14 protein-coding genes, 2 pseudogenes and 2 riboswitches are annotated in these 15,589 nt (G+C 51.6%); of the genes and pseudogenes, 4 read left to right on the top strand and 12 right to left on the bottom strand.

Annotation, left to right across the window (positions count from 1 at the left end; all coding sequences use genetic code 11):
• Positions 1–78 precede the first annotated feature (78 nt).
• Positions 79–163: riboswitch (cyclic di-GMP riboswitch) on the bottom strand.
• Between the two features lie 229 nt (positions 164–392).
• The 4 genes and pseudogenes from ACY1JZ_RS14085 to ACY1JZ_RS14070 form a co-directional block, all read right to left on the bottom strand.
• A complete protein-coding gene (locus ACY1JZ_RS14085) occupies positions 393–1,091 on the bottom strand; it encodes a vWA domain-containing protein (protein WP_462629973.1) in 699 nt (232 codons plus the stop codon).
• Between the two features lie 81 nt (positions 1,092–1,172).
• Positions 1,173–1,691: pseudogene (locus ACY1JZ_RS14080) on the bottom strand (TerD family protein); the annotation flags it as partial.
• A gap of 47 nt (positions 1,692–1,738) precedes the next feature.
• Complete coding sequence (locus tag ACY1JZ_RS14075) at positions 1,739–2,539, bottom strand: TrmH family RNA methyltransferase (RefSeq protein ID WP_462629710.1); 801 nt, start codon at positions 2,537–2,539, stop codon at positions 1,739–1,741.
• A 6-nt stretch (positions 2,540–2,545) separates the two neighbouring features.
• Positions 2,546–3,211, bottom strand: a complete 666-nt coding sequence (locus ACY1JZ_RS14070) for a potassium channel family protein (protein ID WP_270169184.1) — start codon at positions 3,209–3,211, stop codon at positions 2,546–2,548.
• 170 nt (positions 3,212–3,381) lie between these two features.
• Between ACY1JZ_RS14070 and sspI the strand changes: the two genes are divergently transcribed.
• Positions 3,382–3,612 (top strand): small acid-soluble spore protein SspI, encoded by a 231-nt coding sequence (gene sspI, locus ACY1JZ_RS14065; RefSeq protein WP_442954868.1) that lies wholly within the window; start codon positions 3,382–3,384, stop codon positions 3,610–3,612.
• Here the strand turns inward: sspI and ACY1JZ_RS14060 are convergent, their stop codons facing one another.
• From ACY1JZ_RS14060 to lpdA, 6 genes are all read right to left on the bottom strand, one after another.
• Positions 3,613–4,836 (bottom strand): alpha-D-ribose 1-methylphosphonate 5-triphosphate diphosphatase, encoded by a 1,224-nt coding sequence (locus tag ACY1JZ_RS14060; protein ID WP_462629708.1) that lies wholly within the window; start codon positions 4,834–4,836, stop codon positions 3,613–3,615.
• Between the two features lie 198 nt (positions 4,837–5,034).
• On the bottom strand, positions 5,035–6,246 hold the full coding sequence (locus ACY1JZ_RS14055; RefSeq protein ID WP_462629706.1) for a stalk domain-containing protein: 1,212 nt from the start codon (positions 6,244–6,246) through the stop codon (positions 5,035–5,037).
• Between the two features lie 212 nt (positions 6,247–6,458).
• Positions 6,459–7,850, bottom strand: a complete 1,392-nt coding sequence (locus tag ACY1JZ_RS14050; protein WP_270169178.1) for an NCS2 family permease — start codon at positions 7,848–7,850, stop codon at positions 6,459–6,461.
• A gap of 316 nt (positions 7,851–8,166) precedes the next feature.
• A riboswitch (purine riboswitch) is annotated at positions 8,167–8,267 on the bottom strand.
• 165 nt (positions 8,268–8,432) lie between these two features.
• Positions 8,433–9,128 carry a Crp/Fnr family transcriptional regulator gene (locus tag ACY1JZ_RS14045; protein WP_462629704.1) on the bottom strand — a complete coding sequence of 232 codons (696 nt, stop codon included), beginning with the start codon at positions 9,126–9,128 and terminating at the stop codon, positions 8,433–8,435.
• A 283-nt stretch (positions 9,129–9,411) separates the two neighbouring features.
• A complete protein-coding gene (locus ACY1JZ_RS14040; RefSeq protein WP_462629703.1) occupies positions 9,412–9,996 on the bottom strand; it encodes a TetR/AcrR family transcriptional regulator in 585 nt (194 codons plus the stop codon).
• A 94-nt stretch (positions 9,997–10,090) separates the two neighbouring features.
• Positions 10,091–11,461 (bottom strand): dihydrolipoyl dehydrogenase, encoded by a 1,371-nt coding sequence (lpdA, locus tag ACY1JZ_RS14035; RefSeq protein WP_462629702.1) that lies wholly within the window; start codon positions 11,459–11,461, stop codon positions 10,091–10,093.
• A gap of 152 nt (positions 11,462–11,613) precedes the next feature.
• Here lpdA and ACY1JZ_RS14030 point away from each other — a divergent pair, with 152 nt between their 5' ends.
• From ACY1JZ_RS14030 to ACY1JZ_RS14020, 3 genes are all read left to right on the top strand, one after another.
• The gene (locus ACY1JZ_RS14030) at positions 11,614–12,186 is read left to right on the top strand and encodes a TetR/AcrR family transcriptional regulator (protein ID WP_462629701.1); all 573 of its coding nucleotides are present in this window, start codon (positions 11,614–11,616) and stop codon (positions 12,184–12,186) included.
• A gap of 317 nt (positions 12,187–12,503) precedes the next feature.
• Positions 12,504–13,031, top strand: coding sequence for a PadR family transcriptional regulator (locus ACY1JZ_RS14025; protein ID WP_270169168.1), 528 nt, complete (start codon positions 12,504–12,506; stop codon positions 13,029–13,031).
• Entirely contained in the window at positions 13,028–13,786 is a 759-nt protein-coding gene (locus tag ACY1JZ_RS14020) for a CPBP family intramembrane glutamic endopeptidase (RefSeq protein ID WP_462629699.1), read from the top strand. The genes ACY1JZ_RS14025 and ACY1JZ_RS14020 overlap by 4 nt, the downstream gene beginning before the upstream one ends.
• A 151-nt stretch (positions 13,787–13,937) precedes the next feature.
• On the opposite strand, the gene srtB is transcribed toward ACY1JZ_RS14020, so the two are convergent.
• Together srtB and ACY1JZ_RS14010 are read right to left on the bottom strand one after the other, a co-directional pair.
• Positions 13,938–14,732 carry a class B sortase gene (gene srtB / locus ACY1JZ_RS14015; RefSeq protein WP_462629698.1) on the bottom strand — a complete coding sequence of 265 codons (795 nt, stop codon included), beginning with the start codon at positions 14,730–14,732 and terminating at the stop codon, positions 13,938–13,940.
• A 19-nt stretch (positions 14,733–14,751) separates the two neighbouring features.
• Positions 14,752–15,589 (bottom strand): annotated as a pseudogene (locus tag ACY1JZ_RS14010) (hypothetical protein); the annotation flags it as partial.

Genomic DNA, 15,589 nt, shown 5'->3' with positions numbered 1-15,589 from the left:
GTAGAAGAATGAAAGCAAAAAAATAACTCTACTTGCCGAAAGTAGAGTTACATTTTAAGAAAATGAAGCATTCTTAAGTTCGGCAACTGGCTGGCATAGCGTTCCCGCTGTAGCCCCTGTAGCTTTGCGTCACTACCTTTCGATAGGTTTGCCCTATTCAGTTGTCACATAAAACCATCATATGAGTTACAAGTCCTAATATATCATAGTTGATATAAAAATACATGCATGATTTTGTGAAATTTCGTATACAAAATAGTATAAAAGTAAGTATGTAAAAGCAAAGTTATAGCTAATTATGACTTTTGTCATAGAAAAACATCAATAAACCTTGACCGATATTAGGAGTAAACCTATTAGGGGCCAAGGTTGAATCGTGTCAAAAAAGTGGACTAGCGGGCGTTCTTAATAATGCCCTTCGCTGTCGCAGCCGTAATCCACTTAGGGAATTCATTCAATAACTGATCGTACAGTTGCTCATCCGATACGTTCTCTATATCGTGCAACTGGAAGAAGCCTGCGTTGTCTACGATCCGCCCCTTCATCGTATCTAATTCCTTCAATACTTTAAAATTAGAGGTTCCGATTCCAACAAACTGCCAGAATACAGGCTGGACCGCCGAATTGGCTATGACCTTCCGAATTCTCTTGTCCACTCCACCGTCATTAATAAAAATAATGAAGACCGGGGTATCCCCAGGTTCCTCATCGATATATTTGCGAAGCACATCCTCCATAACGAGCGGCTCGTTATTGCTCCTGAACTTGGAGATCGCCGGGTTATCCAGCACCTCTCTGTTCACATAGCCTGGGAAGTCATGCTCCGTTACCGAAGGCAAGCGGCTGAACTCCGAATCATAGACCCAGACATCCAGTGTCGCATTATCATCAAACTTGCAGGCAACCGCCAGAATGCGTTCCACAACCTGTTGGACGGTTCCCTTCCTGTATAGCTGTATCATTGAGCCTGAGATGTCCAGGACGAGACCTACCCGTGCGACCACGCCGCTCAGTTGCTTCTTTTCTAGTGTAATCTGCACCAGTCGCTTGCGCAGATCAATCGGCGTCTGAGGCGGAGCCTCTTCCTTCAGGGGAACAGGAGTCTCCACCGCTGCTGCTGCTGCAGGCTCTTGACTGCTGCTCTCTTCGACCTCCAGTCCGAAGCTTCTGCATAATGCTTCCAGTCCACCGTAGTAACCGCTCCCGATCGCGTTGAATTTCCATTCTCCGTTGTGCCTGTACAATTCCCCTGCCACGACAGCCGTTTCCTTGGTCAACTCGGCTCCGTATTCATAGCGGTACAGCTCGGCTCTGGTCTGCCCATCTCGGATACTCACATATAGGCCGGACACATCTTGCATCGTATAGCCCAACTGCTCTGCTTCATGAATCGTGACCGTGAAGGCAATCGCTTCAATCTGACTGTCTACACGATCCAGCCATACTGCGATCTGCTCCTTCCCTCCGCGATCGGCATCCGCTGTGTGGTGGACGGAACCGCCCCGTTCCTCAGGATTGCCATAGAAGATAAAATGCTCATCCTGCTCACATCGTCTGCTTGCAGACAGCATGAATGCCGCCGCATCAATGTCCATCGTCTCTTTACCGACCTGCCAGCCAAAGCATATCAGAATGGACGATAATCGTCGCCCCTTCGTAATATCTACCTTCTGTCCCTTGAGCAGCTTCATCGATGTGCCGCCTCCCTATAATAACTAGTCCATCATGGATGAGTCGATCAACCTTCCCTCTGCCGCAGCGCCTCATACAGCAGCACCGTAGTCGCCATAGCAACATTGAGCGATTCGGCCTTGCCGCGCATCGGGATGCGCACGGTCTCGTCCACCAGACGCTCAGCCTCGGGCGACAGTCCCTTCGACTCATTGCCCATGACGAGCCAGGTTGGACCTGTCCAGTCGCAGCCATAGCAGGAGTGCTGTGCCTGCAGACTCGTGCCCAGCAGCCGCATGCCGCGGCGCTTGCCCTCAGGCAACAGCTCTCCCAGATCAGCATGAAGCACAGGCAGATGATACAGCGAGCCCATCGTAGAGCGCACCGTCTTCGGATTGTAGAGGTCGGCGCAGCCTGCCCCCAGCACCACAGCACTCGCACCGACCGCGTCCGCGCTGCGAATGATCGTGCCAACATTTCCCGGATCGCTCACCCCGTCGAGCACGACGACGAGCGCCTGCGAATCATATAAGGTCTCGGTCGAATAGCTCCGCTTGGCTACGACAGCAAATACAGGCGGCGGTGTGGAGGTGCCCGTACATTTGGCCAGGATGGTCGGCACAGCGCTCACCCATTCGCCAGCAGCCGACGACACCGCATCGTCTCTCAGCTCGGCAGGGATGCCTCTCTCCTCATCGAATACGATGCATTCGATCTCGGCACCCGATGCCGCCGCCTCCTGAATCAGATGAACGCCCTCAATGATATACCGGGCGCTGCGATCACGGTGCTTCTTCTCCAGCAGCGCAGCCCACTGCTTGACCTTTGCATTTTGTACGGATGTAATTCGTGTAATCGGTGTATTCATCTATGATCAGCCTTCCGAATAAGCCAGCTCCAGGCTCTTGAGATCTTTATTTTTCCCGACGACCACCAGAATATCTTCCGGTTGAATCAGATCATCGGCATTGGGCGAGATATTCATGGCGGTGCCCTTCTTGATGGCCATGACGTTGCAGCCGAACCTGGCCCGCAGGTTGAGTCCCTTCAAGCTCTTCCCAATCATCCCCTCGGTCGCGAGAATCTCGGCAATACTGTGATCCTCCGACAGCTCGATAAAATCAAGGATGTTCGGCGAGATGAGATGATGCGCGAGCCGCAGCCCCATATCCCGCTCTGGATAGATGATTTTGTCTGCGCCAATCTTATGGAGCACCTTGCCATGCAGCTCATTTTGCGCCTTCACGATGATCCGGGCTACGCCCATATCCTTCAAGATCAGCGTCGTCAATATACTTGCTTGAATGTCCTGTCCAATCGCGACGACAACCACATCAAAGTTGCGAATGCCCAGCGAGCGCATCGCTTCCTCATCGGTTGAATCGGCTGTGACGGCATACGTTACGATGCTCACAATATCCTGGATACGATGCTCGTCCGAATCAATCGCCAGCACCTGAAATCCCATCTCCGAGAGCGACCGGGCAACACTGGAGCCGAATCGTCCCATCCCGATCACTGCAAACTGCTTTTTGCTCACCTGGCCTCACCCGCTCCTTCCTCTTGTGACCATCAACATTATACCAATATTTTAACCCAGCCTCCAGCCGCAACGCTTGATGCCCTGGCTTATGCAAGGCTGCACCAAGCATGAAATCAAGCCATTGCGGTTATATTAAGCGGGACAATTAAAGATGGAGGGATAATTGCATGATGAATCTGGATCTGCGGCAAGCGATCGTTCAACGTGTGCAGCAAAAATCGGATGAGGAGCTGACGGACGTCATCGAAAGCTCAATCGGCAACGATGAACGCACATTGCCTGGACTCGGTGTATTGTTCGAGATCATCTGGCAAGGCCTCGACCCGAATACACAGCACTCGCTCGTTCAGACACTGCAACGCCAGTTACAGACTCAAGGCAGTCAGCAGCCTACCTGATCAAGTCGCCCGAAAGTAGGTATTGCTCTCATACACCGTCGTTCCGTTGACCAAGGTACGCCGTACCATCGGATAGCCGTCGAAGGTCTCGACCAGGATCAGATCAGCCTTTTTGCCAAGCTCCAGTGAACCGACTAGCCGATCAACGCCCAGTGCCTGGGCTGGCTTGAGCGTAGCCATCGCAGTGGCTGCAGCCAGCCCTTGCTCTGTGCCTGCTCTCTCCAGCAGCACAGCTAGCTTGAATACGGCCGCCAGCATCGCAGCGGGATGATAGTCTGAGCATAATACATTCGCTGCTCCGGCAGTAATGGCAGCAGCGGCGCTCATATTTTTATCGTGAGACCCGCCGCGCACCACATTCGGTGCACCTACGCACACATACAGTCCTCGGCTTGTCGCATGTCGCGCAGTTTCCAGATTCATCGGAAATTCGGAGATATTAACACCGAACCGGATGAACTGATCCACGCGCTCCGCGCTGTCATCATCATGAGAGGCCACAGAGATGCCGCGCTCAGCAGCCAGCCTGCCCAGCGCCTCCAGATGCCGCCAGTCCACCTGACGCTGACGCTCCAGCAGATCCGTCACGATCTCCTTCACTTCATATACGTCCACACCCTGATTTTTCATCACATAACGCTCAAATGATCCCTCTTCTTTATACTGCCCTTGACCCGGCGAATGATCCATGAACGACAGATAGTCGATCTTGCCCTCCTGAATATACCGTTCCACGATCGGCAGCCCATCCAGATGGGCGACCTCGTATCGCAGATGAATGCCATGACGGATCATCGCACGGCGGCTGCGGTAAGCATGAATCAGCTCCACCATCTCTGTCAGCAGATGATCCCCGCGCAGACTTAGACCAACGCCAAGAGACAGCGAGTGATACATCGATGTAATGCCATGCACCGGCAGCTTGCGTTCAAATTCGATCAGCGACATCTTCAGCGGAAACAGAGTGTTCGGCCGCGGCTGCACCTCTTTCTCGATGGCATCGCAATGAATGTCGATCAAGCCTGGCAGCACATAGCTGCCCGCCGCATCGATGACCTCGCCCGTACCCGCCCGCAGCGCCTCGGCCGCCAGCTCTCGCTGCTGCGCCCTGTCCTGATCCGCCTCAGCAATGAGCGTTATCATGCCGTCCTCCAGCACAACATCCGCCTCGACCACTCGGTCTGGCAGCACGACCTGACCATTCTGAACCCAACGTCTGCTCATTTCACTCCTCCTGTTCTGCTCCTCATTCAAGGCTGCTTGCACCCGCTTTCCTGACAATATAATGTTATTTTACCCTGTTCCGAGGGAGGAGTACAATGCAAGCAGTACAGATGCCGACAAGTCTTGCGGTCTTCACAAAATAAAGAGCCTGTCCTGCACTCCATAACAGGAGATGCAGGCAGGCCTTCGTCTAGATTGTTATTTCTTCTTCCATACCGTGCCGTCAGCGAATACGACTTTGGTGACGGTTACGTTCTTGATCGTGGTCGTGTTGTCATACAAATAGAGATCTATCGTCCGGGTGGCTGTCCATCCTGGTTCCACCTCGTCATTCGTTGATTGTCCGAGCACTTTGTTCGATCCAACTCCGCTGCGCTTTACTGCTCTTCCTTTGGCATCATAGCAATAAAATTCCGCCTCGAAGCCAACAATGGTCTTTTCCGTTAGATTCGTCAGCTCAATATGCGCTACAGGGTAATTTGAATATTGATCAAGTTGAACATAGGTCTTGTCCACACGCAACGGGACGTTTTTATTCTTCTTCAGCTCCGCCTGCCGGTTAGCTCTGCGCTCCGCCTCATATCGATCTAACCATACAAGAAACTCATCTATGAGTTTCCCTGAATTAAAATGCTCATACACTCTGTCATAGCTTGGAATAACGTATAGCTCCGGATCATCATCCTCATATAGCTGTTGATCCCAGATCGCCGCAGAGTTCAATGCTCTTCCTAGAAAAACATACGTGACTCCTTCAATCTCAATGACCTCGCTAGGTCTGGCGGTAGCGAACTCCAATACGACTTTTTTGCCAGGCAAACTATCCACAGCGTAAAACTTTGTGGAAAATTCGCCATCCAACATCAGTAACAAATCATAGCCTAGCGTAATCGGGCGTTTCCCTGTATTTTTCACATAAGTGTTCGTAATCTCCAGAGGCAAGCCGGTGTAGTAAGGCCCCTTCTCCTCTGCTACGGTCTGGATGCGGATTGCAGTGCTATCTGCCTTCATCGAGGCTCCCAGTGCCTTTACGACGGGACGCAAGGGGATCATAATTCGACCGTTCTCCTCGACTACCACACTGTCTAGCACAATTGTCATCCCGTTCACCATAGCCGAGATTTCCCCCATGATGAAGGTTAACGTGGTCTGGCCTGTACTGCTGATGGCGATGATGCGCTTGTTCGCTTTATCCCATGTGAACTTATAACCGAGCGCCTCTAGCGTTTCTCTCGCAGAGACCAGGGTCGTCTGATGACGTGTGATAGGCTGCTGCGTATACTGAACTTCCTTGCCATCGATGATAATTTTTTTTACCGCATCAGCAGCCAACGATGGTGTCGGCCATTGAATTGTACCGAGCAGCACGAATGCCAACATAATCAACCACATTTTTCTTGCGATTCTCATTTCATGATTCCCCTGTCTATAATGTATAATATATCCTGCAATCTGTTTATTATATCTTGTTGCTTTCCTATAGTAAACTAATAACTTCCATATCATTTACACTATTGCTAGGGATTACATTCCAATGATCAACAACAAAACCCCCGCATTAGCTGCCAGAAGCTCAGCTTGCGAGGGTTCTCAATCATTAAATATATCGTTCCACAGAACGATTAATGTCCCGTCATAAATACATAGCGCGCCACGACCAGAATCGCAAGCAGCCACATCAGCCAGTGAATGCTGTATTTCTCCTTCGTCCGGCCAGACAGATTCGCCACCGCAGCCAGCACCACATAGAACACGATGCCGAACGAAATGCCGTTAGCAATATTGTACGTGAACGGCATGAGTGCAATCGTCAGGAATGATGGCACAGCATAGACCATATCGGAGAAATCAATCTCCTTGATGGATTGCATCATCAGCACGCCGACAATGATCAGCGCTGCGCTTGTTGCAGAGCCTGGAACGAGCGCTACCAGCGGCGCCAGGAAGATCGAGAGCAGGAAGCAGACCCCGGTTGTTACAGCAGTCAGACCTGTACGTCCGCCTTGGGCGATACCAGAGGAGCTCTCCACAAACGCGGTCACGGTGCTTGTTCCGAGCATCGCGCCACCGCTGACGCCAACCGCGTCCACGAGCATCGCTTTGCCGACCTTCTTGCGGCCTTCTTCTTTATTCTTCATGAACCCGGCACGGGTCGCAGTACCAACCAACGTACCGAAGGTATCGAACAGCTCTACGAATGTAAAGGTCAAAATGACCGTAATCAGCCCAACCTCGAACACGCCTGCAAAATCAAAATGCCAGAAGTTCAGCTCGCTGAATTGCGGCGACCAGTTCTTGCCGCTGAGCGTATCAGCTACATTCACGTTGCCGATCAGAATCGCAATCAGTGTTGTCGCCAGTATACCGAACAGGATCGCGCCCGGCACACGCAGCACGAGCAGCACGGCAATAATTAGAATACCAATCACCGTCAACAGCACGCCCTGGTTATGCAGATTGCCAAGACCAATCACAGATTCAAAGCCCATCAGTCCGGTGAACTGCCCTTTCGGCACATCATTGACGGTCTCGATGGAAATCTTCATGATCTCGCTATTCTTCAACCCGATAATGGTAATGAACAGGCCAATACCGACCGTGATTGCATGCTTGAGGCTATCCGGGACAGCAACCAGCAGCATCTGACGAATCTGCGTCACCGTCAGGATAATAAAGATAATACCGGAGATAAAGACCGCCGTCAGTCCCATTGCCGGGGAGATCGGTTGTCCTGTCGCTTGTGAAGATAGAATCGTCGCTGCAAAGTACGCATTCAAGCCCATACCCGGCGCGAGTGCGACCGGAAAGTTAACAAACAATCCCATCAGAATGGTAAACAGGCCCGCAGATAATGCTGTGGCCAAAAATACAGAATCCCAGCTCAGTCCTGTCGGACTTAGAATACTGGGATTGACGGCCAAAATATAGGCCATCGTCATAAATGTCGTCAGTCCCGCCATAATCTCCGTTCTGACATTGGTTCCGTTCTCCTGTAACCGGAAGAAACGATTCATTCCCATACCCCTCCCAAAATGTGTGTGCAAGCAAGCGCGAGCCCGTCCAGCCGCCGAAGCTGCCAGGAGCTGTACTCACGCCAGGAAATAAGGCAATGGCAGCGATGAGCCTGTCCATCCCCTCGACTTCCACAATCAGCCTGCCCTGCGATCAGGGGCAAGCTACGTTACACGGCTGTCTGCATGCGATGACTGATTGGCAGCCTCTGAGCGCAAAACAAAAACAACCCAAGAACAAGCAGGCGGCATCATGCCGCTCGACTCTCTTAGGTTCCGCGTAAAACAGAAATAGTATACGTGCGCATCCGCGCCCGGAAGGACTATTTCCGCTTTTCGTAGCCAGATCATTTACGGTGACCTCGTAGAGACTTCCGGGCCGATTCCCGGAATTATACGAAAAGAGATATTGTATTTTCAAAGCCTATTCTAATGAGCAGCATGGTGTATTGTCAACAAATATTTATGTTTTTCTGCAACCTTCGTCATCCCTTACACCTATCGTCTGCATTAAAGCGTTCACATTCCCTGGCTCACCTTGATGTACTGGGCTCTCCCCATAGACTAGTCAGCCCATAGAAATGACTATAACTCCTCCTGCAGCAGCAGCTTCAACTGTTCGGGATGCATCAATGTGATGACCTTACTGCGAATTACGATATGGCCCTCATCCTGCAGCTCCTGCAGCACCTTCGTGACGGTCTCGCGTGCTGCTCCGACCATCTCCGCGATCTGCTGATGCGTCAGCTTGGCATCGATGCGGATATTCTCTTGCACCGGCGTGCCGTACTCCTGGGCAAAGCGCAGCAGCCGCTTCATAATTCTCGTCTTCACATTGAGGAAGGTCAGATCATAGATCTGCTGATTGGCTCTGCGCAGCCTCTCCATCGAATACTCCAGCAGCAAAAAGGCCAGTCTCGGATGCTGCTCAATCAACAGCTCAAAATCCGCTCGGCGCAGGGCGAACAGCTTGGTCGGAGAAGCCGTCTCCGCGGTGGCTGAACGCACCAGTCCAGGGCGGATAAGGGCCATCTCACCGAAATAATCTCCCTTTTGAAGAACGGCCAATATCACTTTTTTGGAGCCATCAAAGCTATAAATATTCACCGAGCCGGAACGGATGAAGTAAATTTCCTCCCCCTCATCGCCCTCAATAAAGATGATGGAGTTCTTCTTAAAGGTTCTCTCAAACATGTAGGGAACGATACGTTCCAGCACTTCTGGGGAAATATCCTCAAAAAAAGGGATCGTCGTGCGGATCACCTGTGGATCGATAGGCATCGCTTTATTATTCTCCTTCATCTTTACTATGAGCTGCCGCCGCCTGACGCGGCTAGCCAGTCCGCGCCTACTCAGCAATTACAGCCCAGTGAACACATTATACCGTATCCATGCCTCCTACTGCAGTCCTAAGTTGCACAAATTTACAAGCGAGCCCAGAGAGCGCCGCCATAGGCTCCGAAAAGAAAAATCCCAAGAATGCCGTAGGCGAAGCCGCACTTATGCATTCTGGCTTATATATCTAAAAAGGCTAGACGAGAAAAATAGTTTCCGTCCAGCCTTTTCATATCAAGATCGCTTCGATCGCTGCATCCCAGCCAGCCTGTATCTGCGTCCTTGGTATCCCCGCTCGGATCATGACACGGGTACCAATGATCGATTGGGTCAGATAAGAGGCAAGCTGCTCGGCAGACAGCTTGCCTGTCACCGCGCCCTCTCGCTGTCCTTGCTTCAGAACCGGGATTAAGCTTTCATTCATTCCTTGCACCAGCTTGTCAAATTGCACTCTTGCATGCGCAAATTCCGAATCGGTAAGCTCGATGGCGGAATTCACCACCAGACAGCCCGCCGCATCCTCTGTGTCAGATGGATGAAGCAGACGCACCTGCAAATAACGCAACGTCTCCTCTGCGGTGGAGCCATTAGCAAGCATCCCCCGAAATCGCTTCAACGCCTCCTCGCCAAACACGGTTAGCGCCTTCTCAAACAGAGACCTCTTATCCCCAAAGGCACAGTATAAGCTCTGCTTCTTCAGCTTCGTTCGCTGCGTCAAAAGCTCATATGAGGTAGCCTGGTATCCATATTGTCGAAATACATCCATTGCAGCATACAATACCTGATCGTAATCAAATTCTCTTGGTCTGCTCATACGTGCTATGATACCTATTGTTGAATGTGCAGTCAATATCATGCTGCAACGGGTCTGGCGCTCTCTCTGCTCTGCTTATAGCGTCCCCCACCTCTTACATCTGTTTCGCAGCTTTGCCAGCCGCCTCCATCGTTACTTCTCCTAACGTGGGATGGGGATGGATCGTCATCGCCACATCCTCTGCGGTCGCCCCCATCTCGATCGCCAGTGCAAGCTCTGAGATAAGGGTCGATGCCTCCGCGCCCACGATTTGCGCCCCCAGGACGATCCCGCTCCCCTGTTCGGCAATTAATTTGACAAACCCTTCTCCCGCCTTCAGCGCCAAGGCTCTGCCGTTAATCGCGAAGGAGGATTTCCCAACGACCACCGCGATGCCTTGGGCTCTGCATTCCGCTTCAGTTAATCCAACACTCGCCAGCTCCGGTTCAGAAAACACGACCAGCGGAATCGCCTTGTAATCGACGGCAGATGGCTTGCCTGCTATCGCCTCCGCGGCAACCTTGGCCTCATACGAGGCTTTGTGCGCGAGTGCAGGCCCGTGTGTAATATCGCCAATCGCAAATATATGCGGAATCGACGTTCTGCATTGCTCGTCCGTGACGATCATACCTCTGGCCGCAGTCTGTATGCCGATGCGCTCCAGCCCCAGACCGCCATCCGTGTTCGGCCTTCTCCCAACTGTTACGATCGCGTATTGTGCCTGAATGAGCTGCTGTTCATTATGCTTCACATAGTGAAGTGTCAGCCCCTCCTGATCCTGATCAGCCGCGAGGACGCTGGCCTCCGTAATGATCGTGACGCCATCCTCGGACAATTGGCGGACGATAGGAGCCGTTAGCCCCGTCTCAAATCCAGGCAGCACCTGCCCTCCAGCCTCGACAATGGTGACCTTGGCGCCGAACTTGGCATACATCTGTCCCAGCTCCACGCCGATATATCCGCCGCCAACAATGATCAGACTCGCCGGAACCTCGGTGAGCGACAGTGCCTCAGTAGAGGACAAGACTCGTCCGCCGAACGGCACAGCCTGCAGCTCGATCGGGCGCGAGCCCGTGGCCAATATGGCATGACGAAAGGAGATGAGCTGCTCCTCTCCCGCCCGCGTTACGACAGCCGTATGCTCGTCGAGCAAGCTTGCCTCTCCTTGCACCACCGTAACTCCAGCATTCTGGAGCAGAAACCTCACTCCGCCAGCCTGCCTGCTGACAACCGCACTCTTGAACGCCTGGGCCTGCGCAAATGAGGAACTGGCCGTATGAGAGCTCCACTGCCTAACCGACTGATAGCGATGAGACTCGGCAATGAGAGCCTTGGAGGGAATACACCCTACATTCGTACAGACTCCGCCAAGCTCGCCGCGCTCCACCACGACCGTCTTCATTCCTAGCTGTGCAGACCGCACCGCCGCCTCATAACCACCTGGACCCGAGCCAATGACTAATGTATCTGCTGTGAGCTGACTCATTCCCGACACCCCCGATTAATATTATGATGATCATAATATATTATAGTCATCATATTTTGTGCACGTCAATCCCTTCGCCATCAATTGACGATATTAATTATGATGATTATAATATTTTACAACGAAGTGGATGCAGAAAAGAGGGGATTGTGTTGCCTTATCCTGAAGGGCATAAGCTCAAGGTTCGGGGGCGCATCATCGAGAGTGCGGCCAAAGCATTTCGTGCCAACGGCATTCGGGACATCAGTGTTCCATTCATTATGAAAGGTGCGGGACTGACCCACGGGGGATTCTATGCACACTTTGGCAATAAGGATCAGCTCATATCGGAGACATGCCATTATGCGGTCAGCGATACTCTCTCGCTCTTGCAGAAGGCCGCGGAGCAAGCACAGGGAGAATCCAAGGTCGAGACTGTCATCCATTATTATCTGAGCAAGGAGCATCGGGATCATATGGAGATAGGCTGCATCTTCCCTGCCTTGTCCAGTGAGGTGTCCCGAGCCTCTCAAGCGATACGCCGCGTCTACACTAGCGAGCTGCAGCGGATGATTGACTTTCTCTCCGAGCTGGCAGACATCGATACGGCCACGGGCAGTGCATTGCTTGGCATCCTGGTCGGCACCCTGCTGCTTTCCCGCTCGGTCGATGACCCCTTGCTCAGCGACAGCCTCTTAGCGGCGGGAAAACAGCAAGCGATACGGCTCGTGCAGGCCAAGCATTGAATCGTAATCACACCGAGAATACGAGCTCGTCGGCAGACGACATCCAGGCACTCCCTTTTACTTACCCAACCAGGTAAATAGAGGGGAGTGTCTTTGTTGTAGCTTTGCCCGTCAGGGACTGCTGCTGCCGTTTACGCTTGAAATCGAAGAGAGGATACGCTGTGCATATATACGAGGCTTCGATTTCTACGCGAAACGATGCTTTGCCCGTCAGGGACCGCTGCTGCCGTTTACGCTTGCTATATTTGTTTTCTTCTGCTAAGATAACATATATCAAATTGATATATCTAAAAGATATATGTTGGAGGCGTTTAAGCATGATAGAGCATGTCATTGTCGGGATGCTGTTGCAAGGGAAAATGAGCGGCTACGACTTGAAGAAGGTTATCGAGCAGTCGATAGGCGTCTTTTACAAGATAAGCTACGGAAGCCTGTATCCAGCACTAAAGCGGATGACCGAGCGGGGATGGATCATTGAGGAGGAGACGGGAAATAGCAAAAACAAGAAGCTCTACTCCGTGCAGCCGGAGGGAATCCAGTCATTCCATCTATGGTTAAAGGAGCCGCTGCAGGCCAATAAGCGAGAGCATCTGCTCAAGATTTTTTTCTATGATCATCTGGATGAGCCGACAAGACTTCAGCAGTTAGAGGCGTATCAGCGTGGCGTTCAAATGCAGATCGCCCAAATGGAACATGTACAGCAGATCGTATCGGGTGAATTGGAGCACATCGTGAACAAGGAAGACTACTATTATCGCCTTAGTGTGATGGATTACGGCATTCAATTTTTTAAGATGGAAAATCATTGGTTGGAAATGATTAAAAACCGGGGGAGCCTGACATGACAAAAGAACACCGCTTTGCGCCCAAACGCCCTATTCTCATCATTGTCCTGCTGGAGCTTGCCTTAGCCTGCGGGCTGGTAGGAGCAGGCGCCTATATTACCCTGTCGGGACGGACAGACCTGCAGCCTGCATTTGTAGCGTTCGTGCCCTTTACCCTCTTTTTACTGCTCTATTTAAGCCTGGGCAACCGCTGGCGCACCTTTTTCTTCGATGGGCTATCGAGCCTGAGCAGGCGGCAATGGCTGGATTACGCTCCTTTGGCGGCTATTCTAGTTATCGTATGGCTGTCAACACAAGGCATTCAGTTGTCTTCCCTTGCTCAGGTCGGTTATCTGTTTATTTACGCTATATTGGTCGGATTTGTCGAGGAAGTGCTGTATCGGGGAATCATACTGCGTCTGCTGTTGCCGAAAGGGCGCACCGTGGCAGTCCTGGTGTCCAGCCTGCTCTTCGGCTTGACCCATCTCCTGAATGCTGTCGGAGGCCAATCGCTTGCTGACACGCTGGTTCAGATCGTCTACGCCTTCCTGATTGGAGTCGTCCTTGCTCTGCTTGTCTTAAAGCATCGTGCCTTGCCATTAGCTATCCTCTTCCACGCTGCACATAATTTCATTCAATTTGCTGCGAATCGGCCTGCGGAGGGCACCACAGGGTACGATCTATGTATTATGATCCTCCAGGCGGTCTCGGCTCTCATCCTATGGAAATCAGACAAGAACGCAACACGAATTGTAGGCCAAGGAATTAGACTGTAGAGTTAGACGATGGACGCTTAGTGCCAAAGAAAGAAGGGCCTCCGCAAATTGTTTTCACTAATTTGCAGATAGCCCCTCTTCGGATTTAGCCAAGTGTATCTTATTCTATTCCCACTCAATCGTAGCTGGCGGCTTGGATGTCATGTCCCACCTAACGCGGATTCACGTTATCCCCTTCTTGTCCTTTCAGCTTGCGAGCAATGACCGCTAAACGGCCATTTTCCGTTGAGTATTCACATGTTGACAGTACCATCAGCTTATCGCCATATTGAGCGGTCACGCCCGTGTCGTATAGAGCGAGTTGCTTGATATTCTGAACATAGGAATTGAACTCGTCTTGCGTACTTACATTTTCAATCTGGTAGTATTTGAACACGTCGTCCGATTTGCGATAAACCTGTGAGAGAATAACGGCTATAATCTCATACTCTTCCTTTTCGTACAACGTGCTGAACTGGAACGTTGAATGCTCCCTATAGAAGCTTTCCTGTTTATATTTCATTAAATCCTTGAACATCCAACCGCTCTTCATATGATGTCCATGAATCAGTGAAATGCTCGCTCCGTTCACGTCACTATGCGCGTCCAAGAAGGGGAGGCCGCTTGTATTCTCCTTTTTATCGAAATCATGATTGAGATAATAACCCGCATCCTGAAGGTTCTGCATGACCGGGTACTCGATACGAGTTCCGTCAATCTGTAGCCAGCCAACAATGTCCGGGTTCCTCTCATATAGCTTCACAAATTCGGGAAGCATGACCGGCTCATTCGTCTTGGTGGATAAGAGGGAGGGGGACGCATCCCCCTGCTCCTTCCATGCGAGAATCAGCTCTTCCATTTTCTGTTTCTCTTCATAATCCCGTAGGAAAATTTTCGCCAGATTAACGAGTGAAAATAATAACACAAGAAGGGAAATGGCGATAAGAGCTTTTTTAGTTGTAGTCATTGTCTTACCGCCCTTCCGATTATTGAATAAGCTTGTTCTTCTTGTTGCCACGTACACACAGCCCGATTGTAACCAGGGACATCAGCGCCAATGCCATATAGATGAGTGGCGATACACTGTTATCTCCGGTAACCGGAGCATCGTCAAGCTCGCTGTCGACGTGGATCGTTTCATCCGTCCCGTTGTTACCGTTGCCGGCTCCTTCGTTACCGATGCCGGTTCCCCCGTTGTCACTGCCAGCTCCTTCGTTGTCACTACCAGCTCCTTCGTTGTCACTGCCAGCTCCTTCGTTGTTACCGCCAGCTCCTTCGTTGTCACCGCCAGCTCCTTCGTTGTCACCGCCAGCTCCTTCGTTGTCACCGCCAGCTCCTTCGTTGTCACCGCCAGCTCCTTCGTTGTCACCGCCAGCTCCTTCGTTGTCGCCGCCAGCTCCTTCGTTGTCACTGCCAGCTCCTTCGTTGTCGCCGCCGGTTCCTTCGTTGTTACCGCCAGTTCCTTCGTTGTTACCGCCGGTTCCTTCGTTGTTACCGCCAGTTCCTTCGTTGTTACCGCCAGTTCCTTCGTTGTCGCTTCCGCCACTGTTTTCGTTGCTATAACGAATCGGCTTCATCGGCACGTCGTAACGCACAATGTCGTAGTCCACCGAAATTGTAGCGCTTCTGTGGGTATAGTAGCCACTCTTCGTGACGACCAGATAATAATCCGCCTCAGGGAATACCATGTACGCATAGAAGCCGTTCGCGTCGCTATCCTGCTCCGGGCTCTTGTTGTCATGCGGCGGGAAATTCGGTACCGCTGGCAGCGTGACTTCCGTACCCGGCGTCCGGCCTTTATCCCGGTTCCGTTGCGTGTCCGCA

It is taken from the genome of Paenibacillus sp. J5, assembly GCF_054955055.1.
The sequence above is the reverse complement of the archived record's forward strand: the minus strand, read 5'-3'. Positions and strand labels throughout refer to the sequence as shown.

Coding starts and splice junctions, on each gene's coding strand:
- ACY1JZ_RS14075 (WP_462629710.1), bottom strand. CDS start 2,539: ATGAATACACCGATTACACGAATTACATCCGTACAAAATGCAAAGGTC.
- sspI (WP_442954868.1), top strand. CDS start 3,382: ATGATGAATCTGGATCTGCGGCAAGCGATCGTTCAACGTGTGCAGCAA.
- ACY1JZ_RS14060 (WP_462629708.1), bottom strand. CDS start 4,836: ATGAGCAGACGTTGGGTTCAGAATGGTCAGGTCGTGCTGCCAGACCGA.
- ACY1JZ_RS14055 (WP_462629706.1), bottom strand. CDS start 6,246: ATGAGAATCGCAAGAAAAATGTGGTTGATTATGTTGGCATTCGTGCTG.
- ACY1JZ_RS14050 (WP_270169178.1), bottom strand. CDS start 7,850: ATGAATCGTTTCTTCCGGTTACAGGAGAACGGAACCAATGTCAGAACG.
- ACY1JZ_RS14045 (WP_462629704.1), bottom strand. CDS start 9,128: ATGCCTATCGATCCACAGGTGATCCGCACGACGATCCCTTTTTTTGAG.
- ACY1JZ_RS14040 (WP_462629703.1), bottom strand. CDS start 9,996: ATGAGCAGACCAAGAGAATTTGATTACGATCAGGTATTGTATGCTGCA.
- lpdA (WP_462629702.1), bottom strand. CDS start 11,461: ATGAGTCAGCTCACAGCAGATACATTAGTCATTGGCTCGGGTCCAGGT.
- ACY1JZ_RS14025 (WP_270169168.1), top strand. CDS start 12,504: ATGATAGAGCATGTCATTGTCGGGATGCTGTTGCAAGGGAAAATGAGC.
- ACY1JZ_RS14020 (WP_462629699.1), top strand. CDS start 13,028: ATGACAAAAGAACACCGCTTTGCGCCCAAACGCCCTATTCTCATCATT.
- srtB (WP_462629698.1), bottom strand. CDS start 14,732: ATGACTACAACTAAAAAAGCTCTTATCGCCATTTCCCTTCTTGTGTTA.